Here is a 12,476-nt window from a genome sequence, read left to right as displayed (position 1 = left end):
CTTATAAGGCAACCGGAGGCCGCGATGAAAGATAGAATATACCCCAACTATCTCACGGGAAATAATTCCACTCTTTTCCCCACACCACCCGATCATGGTGCCTATGCCCGACGAATTGCGGAAGAAAAATTCCAGGCTTGCATGAATGCCGAACAGCGTCACATCATGCTGCTTACCAAAGAAGAAGCCTATGATGTTCTGGAGTGCTTTGGAGAGTTTGGCCGAGGCGATCGGCAGCTTGATGAGGGCTTTCTCAATATCAACCGTGATGAAGGCCTGGACTATCTGGGATATGCTGCCACCTATAGCGGTAACGCGAAGGATTTTTATTCTGCGGCGGATCTGGTCAGGAAGTTGGGGGGCTTTGGGATAGCCGCTATCATTTATGTCGGAAGAAACGGTGAGAAGCTAATCAAGATCACCGGCTACCCAGGTATTAGACGGATCTTAAATGGAACGCGTTATTCGTTAAATAATATGCAAATTGTGCAGATTGGGGTCGGGACTAAAGGCATAAATCATACTATCATTCAGGGTGTGAAATGGAGCGTATATGTCTCTTTGGCCTACCGTAGTTTGGAGTTTATACTGAGCGATGAACGCTCTTCGGCAAGATTTTTGGGGAGTGTAACTAGTGATATCGCTAAAGCTATAGCTACTGCAGCTATTATGAGAATGGCTACACCAATATTACTTGGGCTCGTTGTTGGAAGTATTGGAGGAGCTTTTTTTGTTGTTGCAATTGCAGGGGCAATACTTGTCGGTGGAATAGAATACATAGACGAAAAGTTTGGTTTGACTGATAAAATAATAATGAAGATAAGAGAGATGGAGGCAAGTACGCCTCGTGTATCAGGTCTGCTAGGAACCAATAATCAATTGATTTATAATAAAATATGAAAAAACCAAAAAGGAAAGATACGATAAATGCCACAATGCAAGAAAGACTAAGTGCATTATTAGTTTTGTTCATCGGTGTTATGGGTGTTCTATTGGTTTTTCCTCTGGTAGATAACTACATGGTTAGCTTTAGTTTTCCCTCAGTCGTGTCGTTCAATAGACTCGGCACTTATATTATCTCTGCGTGGCCAGTCAGTGTCTTGCTTATCATTATAGGAGGATATTCTTTTTTTACTGGTGATAAGAATTTCATTAGGTTTAAAATGATAACGATATGGTCTTGTAGAATCACCATGCTTGGTATGATTGTTGCGACTCTATTTAATTGGCATTTTACTACCGCATTGGATCAACATGGTTATGGTATCTGTTGGAAAAAAAGTATATATGGGGAGACGCTCTATATCAAAGATGGCAGCGAATGTAAAAAAAGAGGGTTGTCTTTAATGAGAAAACCAAGGTCTGCTATAGAATCAATAGAGTCACCTTGAGAAGAACGACAAGAAAACATGGAAAAAAAACCGCAAAGCAGAACTAAAGTAATTTATGCAATGATCGAATATAGGTTAAGTGCTTTGCTGGTTATTCTTCTTGGTGTTGTCGCTTTTTGGTTTGTTCCAGAGATCGTTAGAGAATATGAAGTAAAGTTTACTTTCCCGGACGTGGTGCCATTCCAGAGGTTAGAAGCTTATATTATTGCTGGGGTACCAATGTATTCATTATTCATGATCCTAGGCTTATATATTCTTATTACTGGAAAGACTGAGCTCTACGGACATAAACATTATACCAAGATTAAAACCTGTACAGTGTGGTTTTGCCGTATAACTATGTTTAATTTCTTAATCGCAATTATTTTTAATTGGCACTTCACCACTGTGTTAGATGTACACGGCTACGGTTACTGCTGGAAATCAGGCCCGAATAGTGAAGTCCTATACATTAAAGATGCCAGCGAATGTACGAAAAGAGGAACCCAAGTGCTTAAAAGACCCAGAGCAGTTTATAGACGTTAGGGCCTCTTGGTAAAAGAGACCCAGCTAGTCGTTAATAAACTCTGTCGTCCCATACGCTATAACCTGATGTGCCAGCGATATGGTGCTGGCAAATAATATCTTTATAACGTACAGAGATAATTTCTTCGGGTTGTGCACTAGAATGCGTTAAGCAGTGGGGATAGTTTATGTTGAAATCTACGATGGTCGCCTCTCTGAGTTCGATCGTGTAGTACAACTCTTGAGCACCATTTTGCGATGTGCGGTAAAAATCAAACTTAAGGTTAAGCAACTCGTTATTAGAAATAGCCAGCAAAAACAAAGGGGATGATTTATCCTGAGGCTTAACAAAAATCACTGGGTTATGCATCACATTTTCGCCCCGGCTGATGTTATGCGCGAGCTTAAGAACCAGTATCTGGTTTTCGTGGCCTAACTGGTGCTTGTTGCCGATTGAATCCGCTGTAGAACACCCTGCCGATATCAACCCTTGCTGTTTTCCGTTAATCGCCACGTAAATATTATTTGCCATCATAAACTCCTTGTAATGTAATTGACTGAGATCGGTTAAAAAGAACGCCAAACCATTCTGTATCAAATTAAGCTTAATTAACATGGTTTTTAGCGCATAGACTTGATTTTTTAACTCAGAATATAAGCTTTATCAATAAATAAAAATGATTTATCAAGTGCATTGTATGCATATGCACGTGTCTCGAAATGGGTATTAATGAAAATGAGAGTGTTTTATATGTCCTTAGCGGGGTCGCCTTCCTACTTAATGCAATCGTGGCTTATCTTCTTCACTAAACGATCCGCGTTAGTGAAGAAACGGATGCAATCACACGCTTGACCATTGATTTTCCCGTCAGTTGGCACCATGTTAGATAGAAGTTTATCTTTGTCTGGCCTGATGTGCGCATCGGGTCCACCACCCTAATCAGGACTTCCTCTATGACCAATGCGTTGCTGACACCGTTTGCCTTACCGCCGTTTTCTGCCATTCGCCCTGAAGATATCGTCCCCGCGGTGACATCCGCACTGGCCGACTGCCGTGCTGCGGTTGAGCGCGTCGTGGCACAACCGGGGCCGTTTACCTGGGAAAATCTATGTCAGCCGCTGGCCGAATCTGACGATCGCCTGTCACGCATCTGGTCACCTATTGGTCACCTAAACTCGGTAAAAAACAGCCCGGAACTGCGCGAAGCTTACGAACAGGCGCTGCCGCTGCTTTCCGAATACGGTACTTGGGTGGGTCAGCATGAAGGGCTGTACCAGGCGTATCGTAATCTGAAAGAGGGCGAAGGTTTTGCCAAACTGACTGCGCCACAGCGCAAGTCGGTAGAAAACGCGCTGCGTGATTTTGAGCTGTCGGGCATTGGCCTGCCAAAGGAAAAACAAAAGCGTTACGGCGAGATCGTGGCGCGTCTGTCCGAACTGGGTTCGACCTACAGCAACAATGTGCTCGATGCCACCATGGGTTGGAGCAAATTGATCACCGATGTGAATGAGCTGAGCGGCCTGCCGGAAAGCGCACAGGCCCAAGCCCAGGCGATGGCACAGGCTAAGGAGCAGGAAGGCTGGTTGCTGACGCTGGACATGCCGAGCTATTTGCCGGTGATGACCTATGCCGATAACCAGGCGCTGCGTGAAGAGATGTATCGTGCCTTCACCACCCGCGCCTCCGATCAGGGGCCAAATGCCGGTAAGTGGGATAACAGCGAAGTGATGGCGGAAACGCTAGCTCTGCGCCACGAACTGGCACAGCTGCTGGGTTTTGCCAGCTATGCGGATAAATCACTGGCGACCAAGATGGCAGAAAGCCCGGAGCAGGTGCTCGGTTTCCTGAGCGATCTGGCCAAGCGCGCTCGCCCTCAGGCAGAACAGGAACTGGCACAGCTACGTGCCTTTGCCAAGCAGCACTATGGTGTGGATGAGCTAGAGGCTTGGGATATCAGTTATTACGGAGAAAAACAGAAGCAACATCTGTTCTCCATCAGTGATGAGCAACTGCGCCCATACTTCCCGGAACAGCGCGTGCTGGAAGGGCTGTTCGAAGTGGTTAACCGTATTTACGGCATCACCGCCAAAGAGCGTCAGGGTGTCGATACCTGGCATCCGGAGGTGCGTTTCTTCGATCTGTTCGATGCCAAAGGTGAACTGCGTGGCAGCTTCTATCTGGACTTGTATGCCCGCGAGAACAAGCGCGGTGGTGCATGGATGGATGATTGCGTCGGCAGCCTGCGCAAAGCCAATGGCGAATTGCAAAAGCCGGTGGCTTATCTGACCTGTAACTTTAACCGCCCGCTGGGCGACCAGCCGGCGCTGTTTACTCATAACGAAGTCACCACGCTGTTCCATGAGTTTGGCCACGGTCTGCACCATATGCTGACGCAGATCGATACCGCCGGGGTTTCTGGTATCAACGGTGTGCCTTGGGATGCGGTAGAGCTGCCAAGCCAGTTTATGGAAAACTGGTGCTGGGAGCCGGAGGCGTTGGCATTTATCTCTGGTCACTTCCAGACTGGCGAACCACTGCCGAAAGCCCTGCTGGACAAAATGCTGGAAGCGAAAAACTATCAGGCAGCGCTGTTTATCCTGCGTCAGCTGGAGTTTGGCCTGTTCGATTTCCGTATGCACGCCGAATACAGCCCGGAAAAAGGGGCGCAGATCCTGCCAACCCTGGCCGAAGTGAAGAAAATGGTGGCGGTGGTGCCTTCACCAAGCTGGGGCCGTTTCCCACACGCATTCAGCCATATCTTTGCTGGTGGCTATGCGGCGGGTTACTACAGCTACCTGTGGGCGGAAGTGTTGTCGGCAGATGCCTACTCGCGCTTTGAAGACGAAGGGATTTTCAACGCTGAAACCGGTCAATCCTTCCTCGATAATATCCTGTCACGCGGGGGTTCCGAAGAACCGATGGAATTGTTCAAACGCTTCCGTGGCCGTGAACCGAAGCTGGATGCTATGCTGCGCCATTACGGTATTAAAGGGTAACCCGCCAAGTGAGCGTGTTTTTATTGTGTGAAGCAGGCGCCGATCCCGGCGCCTTGTCTATTTTGGCCGATCGTTGGCAGCTAACCAGCGACGAAGATGCGACGATGGCGCTGGTGCTGACGCCAGAACGGTTGGAGCTGCGCAAGCGCGACGAGCCAAAGCTAGGCGCTATCTACGTCGATTTTATCACTGGCCCGATGGCCCATCGGCGGCGTTTCGGCGGCGGCCGTGGCGAAGCTGTGGCCAAAGCGGTAGGCATTAAAGGCAGCTATGTGCCTAGCGTGGTGGATGCCACTGCCGGGTTAGGGCGTGACGCGTTTGTTTTGGCATCGCTGGGTTGCCAGGTTCGCATGTTGGAGCGTGATCCAGTCGTTGCTGCGTTGCTGGAAGACGGCCTGCAACGGGGCTATCAGGACGCGGAGATCGGCCCTTGGCTACGTGAACGCATGACGTTGCTTCATGCCTCCAGCCTGACGGCGCTGAGCGATCTCGATCCACGCCCGGAAGTGGTGTATCTCGACCCAATGTATCCGCATAAGCAGAAGAGCGCGTTGGTGAAAAAAGAGATGCGGGTATTTCAGTCGCTGGTGGGCAGTGATGATGATGCCGACGGCTTGCTGGAGCCAGCCCGCAGGCTGGCCACCAAAAGGGTCGTGGTGAAACGACCGGATTATGCCCCTCCGCTGGCCGACGTTCCTGCTCATGCAGCCACGAACACCAAGAATCACCGTTTTGATATTTATATGCCTTTGTAAGATAAGCGTTTTTCCCCTCACCCTAACCCTCTCCCAAAAGGAGAGGGGACCGAATGTGCCACAGCTTGGCTTGTTCGTTCGACCTTTGCAACTGTCATTGCTTAACTCATTCCCATCACTGTTGCAGCTCTCTCTCCCTGTTGGGAACCGATAGAGTGTGTCTGAAAATCCGGTGACGCACTTTGGATATTGGGACGATCGAGTTTGATGAGATGACCTCTTTACTTCAAAAAAAGCAGGGGCTAACAGCTCCCTCTCCCTGTGGGAGAGGGTTGGGGTGAGGGGGAATTCATCGACCCTCCTCACATTTCCTATGCTCATTCTGCAATGTCACTGGTAACGCTGAGATGTGCGTCGCATAATCCTGTTTAATTACAATCAACTATAATGAAACGACATGATGAAAAAGACGCTGCTTTCCCTGCTGCTTTGCTTGAGTACCTCTGCCATGGCCGCTGAACCGGTAAATATCACCATTCTGGGCACCTCCGATCTGCATGGCACCTTCGTGCCTTGGGATTACTCTACCGACACCGAGAACCTGGCGGGCAGCCTCAGCCAGATTGCCACCCAGGTGCATAAAGTCCGTGCCCAGCAGCCGAACGTGATCCTGGTAGACGCCGGGGATACCATTCAGGGCAACTTTGTTGAAACCTTCAAGAATGACAAAACCAGCCCAATGATCCTCGGCTTTAACGCGTTGGACTACGACGTATGGGTGATGGGTAACCACGAGTTCGATTTTGGCCTGAAGGCGCTGGCAACCCCACTCAGCCAGTTCAAAGGCACCGCGCTGGCGGGGAATATCTTCTGGGACAGCGGCAAGCCTTACCTGCCTGCCTATAAGATCGTTGAGCGCCAGGGGGTGAAGATTGGCATTATCGGTATGGATACGCCGATGACTGCCGAATTTGCCAAGGGCACCGATCGCATCGACGGCCTGACGTTTACCGATCCGGTGCAGGCGGTGAAAGAGGTGATCCAGCAGATCCACGGCCAGGTGGACGCCATCGTGCTGGTGGCCCATATGGGGATCGATAATGAGAACCAGCGGCCGGGCACCGGCGTGGGCGATATCGCGCGGGCCAACCCAGAGCTGGCGGCGATCGTTGCCGGGCATATGCACGTCAAGGTGGATAAAGAGGTGATCAACGGCGTGATCGTCACCGAGCCGGACAAATACGGCCGTGCGCTGTCGCGTATCGATCTGCAATTTGAGCAGCAAAACGGCAAATACGTGCTGATCAATAAAGACAGCTACACCTACCCGATCAAAGGCGTCAGCTCCGACAAAAAGCTCGAAGAGATCTACCAGCCGTTCCATACCATCCTGCGAGCCAACGCCAACCGGCCGATTGCGCAGCTGACCGGCCAGGATCTGGTGCCGCCGGATGCGGTGAAAGGTATTCCACAGGTACATATTCAGGATACCGGCATCAGCGCCCTGTATCAGGAGGCTGCCCGTCACTATGCGCCTAAGGCCCAGGTGATCGCGTTGCAGATTGATAACGACAGGCCGAAACTGAACGTAGGCACTATCACCGCCAAGGATATCGCCTTCAACTATCAATATGCCGGTGGCGAAATTACCGTCTACAAGTTGACCGGTAAAGAGCTGAAAAAGTACATGGAGTGGTCAGCGGACTACTTCAACCAGCAGCATGATGGCGATGTCACCTACAGCTTTAACCCACAGCGCCGATCGTCCAAATACTCAACCAATGACTTCTTTGACGGCGTGACCTATACCATCGATCTGCGTAAACCCGTTGGGCAGCGCATTACCGAGTTGAAATTGAACGATGGCACCCCGGTGACCGACAGCACGCCGATCCAGTTGGGGATGAACAGCTATCGCATGGGTCACCTGACGCAGAAAGGTGGCGTACTGGAGGGTATGCAGTTTCCGGTGCTGTCAGATACCAAAGCGGAGTTCGGCGAGGAGGCAGGGACTATCCGTAATCTCACTATTCGCTATCTGACCGAGGTGAAGAAGGGCGAATACCAGGGCAAAGCGATGCACCGCTGGAAGCTGGTGGGGCTGGAAGGGTATGAACGTGAGCGCAAGATTGTGGACAAGTTGCTCAATGACGGCAAAATCAGCGTGCCAACCACCGATGATGGGCGCTATACCAACGTGGCCTCCATCAACGTCAAAGAACTGCTATTTAGCGATCCGCAAATGATGAAGCAACAGGTTGCGGCGCTGCAAAAACAGGCGCAAGCGGCGACCGATCCGGTCATCAAACAGCGGCTGAACGATCGGTTGGTGATTATCGAAGCCATTAATTGAGGCTAAGCCACTGCCAACCTGATAAAAAATGCCGGCATATTCGCCGGCATTTCTCATTCAAGGGTAAGGTTAGAGCACGCCTTGAGCCAGCATCGCATCGGCAATCTTGACGAACCCGGCAATGTTGGCGCCGTGAACGTAATGCGTTTGCTTGCCTTCACCGCCGTACTCGACGCAGGACTGATGGATATCCGCCATGATGTGACGTAAACGGATATCGACCTTCTCTGCCCGCCAGTTAAGGCGCGCGGCGTTTTGCGCCATCTCCAGCCCGGAAGTGGCAACACCACCTGCGTTGGCGGCTTTGCCCGGTGCGAACAGCACGCCCGCTTCCAGGAAGGCATCGGTAGCCTGGATGGTGGTTGGCATATTAGCGCCTTCTGCCACGGCTTTGACCCCGTTGCGGATCAGCACCTGTGCGGCCTCCAGATCCAGCTCGTTCTGGGTGGCACAAGGCAGGGCGATATCCACCGGCACGTTCCACGGGCTTTCACCGGCCAGATAGGTCAGGCCACGCTCGCGGGCGTAATCGGCAACCCGGCCATAGCGCTGGTTTTTGATTTCGGCCAGATGTGCCAGTTTTTCAGTGGTGAAGCCAGCTTCATCCACTACGGTACCGCCGGAATCGGAAACGGTGATCACTCGCGCGTCCAGCTCCAACGCTTTCTCAATGGTGTATTGCGCCACGTTACCGGAGCCGGAAACCGCGACACGCATCCCTTCAAAGCCCAGGCCATGACGCTGCAGCATTGAATCGGTGAAGTACACCAGGCCGTAACCGGTAGCTTCCGGGCGGATCAGGCTGCCGCCGAACGACAGGCCTTTGCCGGTGAATACGCAACTGGTGTTGTTGGACAGTTTTTTCATCATGCCGGCCATAAAGCCCACTTCGCGGCCACCTACGCCGATATCCCCGGCTGGCACGTCGGTATCTGGGCCCAGGTGACGATAAAGCTCGGTCATCAGCGATTGGCAGAAGCGCATGATTTCGCCCTGGCTTTTGCCTTTGGGATCAAAGTCTGACCCCCCCTTACCGCCGCCCATAGGCAGCGTGGTCAGGGCATTCTTGAAGGTCTGTTCAAAACCGAGGAACTTCAGAATGGAGGTGTTAACCGAAGGGTGGAAACGCATCCCCCCTTTGTACGGCCCAATGGCGGAGTTGAACTGGATACGGTAGGCGCGGTTTACCCGTACTTTGCCCTGATCGTCGACCCAACTGACGCGAAACTGAATGATACGCTCAGGTTCTACCAGGCGCTCTAACAGGGCGTGGTCACGATAATGGGGGTTACGCTCGATGAATGGCCACAGAGAGGTAAAGACTTCACGCACTGCCTGCAGATATTCCGGTTGATGCGAGTTATGACGTTGTAAGGATTTTAGAAAGGATTCTAGCGATACAGCCTGTTCCATGGATAGCTCCTGTTTAGCATATTGGTTCCCCTGTTTTTATGATGTGTCTCACAGTTGGGGAGGATGTTGTGTCTCCCTCGACTATATCACTGTGGGGTGGCTGATTAACAAGCAATAAATAACAGGAAACCATGAAAAACGCCCGCGCAGGGCGGGCGTTGGCCAAACAGGTTAGCGAATACTTACTTTTCTTCGTCGCGCAGCGGCACAATCAGCATATCAATGTGTACCGTATTGATTAACTGGCGCGCAGAGGACATCAATTTGCTCCAGAAATCCTGGTGGTGTCCACACAATACCAGGTCCATATCGTATTTTTTAATCGCATCAACCAGCACCTGCGCCAGATCGCCGCTGCCGCTCAGGGTTTCGGTGATGGGATAGCCTGCATTTTGCGACAGCTCGGTTAACGCATGGTGGGTTTCTTCGGAAATACGCTTTTGCATATCGCCAAGATTGACGTCGATCAGGCCGGTATACAGATCGGAATAGTTTACATCAACGTGGATCAGAGAGACTTTGGCATTGTACGGCCGCGCCATTGATACCGCTTTCTCGACCAGGATTTTACTTTCCGGTGATAGGTCAACCGCAATCAGTATGTGTTTGTAAGCCATGAGAATACTCCTTCCATATAATGCCGATTAAAGGGGGCAGGCATTCAGTGTTCCAGCTTGGCGCTTTCGCCTTACCTGCATAGTACCATCCAGATAACATAATGATATGTTGGGGCGATCACACTGCACCGCATCAATCACCCTTGTTTATACGTTTACCCCATCCGTTTTACACCGCCGGGGCAAAAAATCCTATGGCTTATACGGCTATCCGCCGTTTGACCGATTGAATTATAAGCATTGTTGCTCAAAGTATAGCTTATGACGGTTATCCGAGCGGAGAGCGGGTAGATGAAGAATTTGGCCCTGACTGTAAATTTTATACGCCACCGGGATCTGTTTGCGTTTCATTATTCTACACTAGTGAATGTGGACCCCACTTATTTCCTCTGATCGCTGTAAGGCCTGTTCATCAAGCGGTCAGAGGTTGTGGGTAGATTCGGGTCCGTAAGGTGCTAGGGGGATGGGAGCCAAGGCTCCGGCAGCATAAGGTATGAAGTAGGGCCGTTGGCCCGGCGGGTGTCCGGGATAACAACGCCTTGAGGGGGCTATCATGATTAGTACCGTCGCGCTGTTTTGGGCATTGTGTGTGGTCTGTGTGATTAACATGGCCCGGTATTTTTCTTCTCTGCGTGCGCTGCTATTTGTTTTACGCGGCTGCGACCCGTTACTTTACCAATACGTCGATGGCGGAGGGTTCTTTACTTCGCACGGCCAGCCGAGCAAGCAGATACGGCTGGTGCGCTATATCTTTACGCAACGCTATATGGAGCACCACGACCCGGAATTCATTCGCCGCTGTCAGCGTGTCCGCAGCCAGTTTGTGCTGACTTCATCGCTGTGTGGGCTAGTGGTGATCAGCCTGGTGGCGTTGGCGATCTGGTATTAGCCCGGCGATAGCAAGGCAAAAAAATGGCGGCCACTTTGGCCGCCATTGTTGTATCGGGCAATCGTCAAATCACCTTCAGCGCCAGCCAATATAGGCCACCGGAAAGCAAAATCGAGACTGGCAGGGTCAGAACCCAGGCCAGCAAGATGTTCTTGATGGTTTTGCTCTGCACGCCACCGCCATCCACGAGCATCGTTCCGGCAACCGCCGAAGACAGTACTTGGGTAGTGGAAACCGGCATACCGGTATAGCTGGCCACGCCAATCGACAGGGCGGCCGTCATCTGTGCCGACACCCCCTGAGCGTAGGTCATGCCTTTCTTACCGATTTTCTCACCGATAGTGGTAGCAACGCGTCGCCAGCCCACCATGGTACCGAGAGACAGCGCCAGGGCTACCGCGACGATAATCCAGGTTGGTGCATATTCAACGGTTTCCAACAGGTCTGAACGCAGATTCTTCAGGAAGCGTTGATCGTCCACTGAGGTTTCCGGCAGCTTGGCCACCTTGTCTGCAGTCTCGGTCACGCACATCAGCAGGCGGCGCAGATGGCTGCGCTGTTCTACCGTCAGCTGATCGTAGCTTTGCAGATTGTTCAGCAGGTCCAGAGAGCGCTCAACGGCGATCAGGGCACGTGAACTGTCGCAGTGGAACTCAACCGGTTGATCAGGCGTTGGAGCCGTATTCTGAGGCGCAGGAACCAGCGGCGTCTGTGTGGCCACATGTGCCAGAGAGTCGCCATGCTGTTGGTAAAACTGCTGCAGGTGGCTCACGGCATCACGGGTACGGGTGATGTCATAACCGGTCGCGCTCATGTTGAGGACGAAGCCTGCAGGGGCAACACCGATCAGTACCAGCATAATCAGGCCGATACCTTTCTGACCGTCATTGGCACCGTGTGAGAAGCTCACACCGATAGCCGACAGGATCAGAGCGATACGAGTCCAGAATGGTGGCTTGCGTTTGCCATCGACCTTTTCACGTTCCGCCGGTGTCATATGAATACGCTGACGTTTTTTGGTATTGCTCCAATAGCGTCGCAGCATAAACACCATCAGCCCGGCAATTATCATCCCGATCAACGGGGAGAAGATTAACGACAGGAAGATGCTGATCATTTTTGGCACGTTCAGCGCGTCGACCACGGAAGTGTTGGTCACCAACGCATTGGTCAAGCCGACACCGATAATGGCGCCAATCAGGGTGTGGGAACTGGAGGCCGGTAGCCCAAGATACCAGGTACCGAGGTTCCAGATAATTGCCGCCAACAACATGGAGAAGACCATGGCTAACCCGTGTGCTGAACTGACGTTCAACAACAGATCGGTTGGTAGCAGGTGCACAATGGCGTAGGCAACACTCAAACCGCCGAGCATCACGCCAAGAAAGTTGAACAGGCCCGCCATAACGACCGCAAGTTGCGAGCGCATAGCACGGGTGTAAATTACAGTAGCGACCGCATTGGCCGTATCATGGAAGCCGTTAATGGCCTCATAAAACAGCACGAACAACAATGCGAGAATTAACATCAGGCCGGTATGGAAATCCAGGCCAGTGAACAAATGCAGCATAAGCGTTACGCCAGGTTTGTGGACATGAACGCCGCGCATTATCGGCG

Annotated in this window: 11 protein-coding genes; 7 read left to right on the top strand and 4 right to left on the bottom strand. The window is 51.6% G+C overall.

Going from position 1 to position 12,476, the window contains the following annotated elements; genetic code table 11:
- The first annotated feature begins 24 nt into the window (after positions 1 to 24).
- Genes IMQ33_RS20065 through IMQ33_RS20055 form a run of 3 tightly spaced genes read left to right on the top strand, consistent with a single transcriptional unit; the run spans position 25 to position 1,916 of the window.
- Positions 25 to 900: a hypothetical protein gene (locus tag IMQ33_RS20065; RefSeq protein WP_196061852.1), complete on the top strand. Its 876-nt coding sequence runs from the start codon at positions 25 to 27 to the stop codon at positions 898 to 900.
- The gene (locus tag IMQ33_RS20060; protein WP_196061851.1) at positions 897 to 1,391 is read left to right on the top strand and encodes a DUF1240 domain-containing protein; all 495 of its coding nucleotides are present in this window, start codon (positions 897 to 899) and stop codon (positions 1,389 to 1,391) included. Before IMQ33_RS20065 ends, IMQ33_RS20060 begins: the two co-directional genes overlap by 4 nt.
- An 18-nt stretch (positions 1,392 to 1,409) precedes the next feature.
- Positions 1,410 to 1,916, top strand: coding sequence for a hypothetical protein (locus tag IMQ33_RS20055; RefSeq protein WP_196061850.1), 507 nt, complete (start codon positions 1,410 to 1,412; stop codon positions 1,914 to 1,916).
- Between the two features lie 31 nt (positions 1,917 to 1,947).
- On the opposite strand, the gene IMQ33_RS20050 is transcribed toward IMQ33_RS20055, so the two are convergent.
- The gene (locus IMQ33_RS20050) at positions 1,948 to 2,427 is read right to left on the bottom strand and encodes an Hcp family type VI secretion system effector (protein ID WP_065684042.1); all 480 of its coding nucleotides are present in this window, start codon (positions 2,425 to 2,427) and stop codon (positions 1,948 to 1,950) included.
- Positions 2,428 to 2,849: 422 nt separating this feature from the next.
- Here IMQ33_RS20050 and prlC point away from each other — a divergent pair, with 422 nt between their 5' ends.
- The 3 genes from prlC to IMQ33_RS20035 all read left to right on the top strand — a co-directional run bounded on the left by prlC (position 2,850) and on the right by IMQ33_RS20035 (position 7,940).
- Complete coding sequence (gene prlC / locus IMQ33_RS20045) at positions 2,850 to 4,892, top strand: oligopeptidase A (RefSeq protein WP_196061849.1); 2,043 nt, start codon at positions 2,850 to 2,852, stop codon at positions 4,890 to 4,892.
- A gap of 8 nt (positions 4,893 to 4,900) precedes the next feature.
- Entirely contained in the window at positions 4,901 to 5,647 is a 747-nt protein-coding gene (gene rsmJ / locus IMQ33_RS20040; protein ID WP_196061848.1) for a 16S rRNA (guanine(1516)-N(2))-methyltransferase RsmJ, read from the top strand.
- A 400-nt stretch (positions 5,648 to 6,047) separates the two neighbouring features.
- A complete protein-coding gene (locus IMQ33_RS20035) occupies positions 6,048 to 7,940 on the top strand; it encodes a bifunctional UDP-sugar hydrolase/5'-nucleotidase (RefSeq protein WP_196061863.1) in 1,893 nt (630 codons plus the stop codon).
- A 69-nt stretch (positions 7,941 to 8,009) separates the two neighbouring features.
- Here the strand turns inward: IMQ33_RS20035 and gdhA are convergent, their stop codons facing one another.
- Complete coding sequence (gene gdhA / locus IMQ33_RS20030; RefSeq protein ID WP_021807409.1) at positions 8,010 to 9,353, bottom strand: NADP-specific glutamate dehydrogenase; 1,344 nt, start codon at positions 9,351 to 9,353, stop codon at positions 8,010 to 8,012.
- A 182-nt stretch (positions 9,354 to 9,535) separates the two neighbouring features.
- Positions 9,536 to 9,970, bottom strand: coding sequence for a universal stress protein UspA (gene uspA, locus IMQ33_RS20025; protein ID WP_021181773.1), 435 nt, complete (start codon positions 9,968 to 9,970; stop codon positions 9,536 to 9,538).
- Positions 9,971 to 10,523: 553 nt separating this feature from the next.
- Between uspA and uspB the strand changes: the two genes are divergently transcribed.
- On the top strand, positions 10,524 to 10,859 hold the full coding sequence (gene uspB / locus IMQ33_RS20020) for a universal stress protein UspB (protein ID WP_021181771.1): 336 nt from the start codon (positions 10,524 to 10,526) through the stop codon (positions 10,857 to 10,859).
- A 64-nt stretch (positions 10,860 to 10,923) separates the two neighbouring features.
- Here uspB and pitA read toward each other — a convergent pair whose 3' ends face one another.
- Positions 10,924 to 12,429, bottom strand: a complete 1,506-nt coding sequence (pitA, locus tag IMQ33_RS20015) for an inorganic phosphate transporter PitA (RefSeq protein WP_065683978.1) — start codon at positions 12,427 to 12,429, stop codon at positions 10,924 to 10,926.
- Positions 12,430 to 12,476: the final 47 nt, after the last annotated feature.

The organism is Serratia sp. Res13-Sevr-LER1-36-b, from assembly GCF_015673035.1.
Classification (GTDB): Bacteria; Pseudomonadota; Gammaproteobacteria; order Enterobacterales; family Enterobacteriaceae; genus Chania; species Chania fonticola_C.
This window is presented reverse-complemented; position numbering and strand designations above follow the sequence as displayed.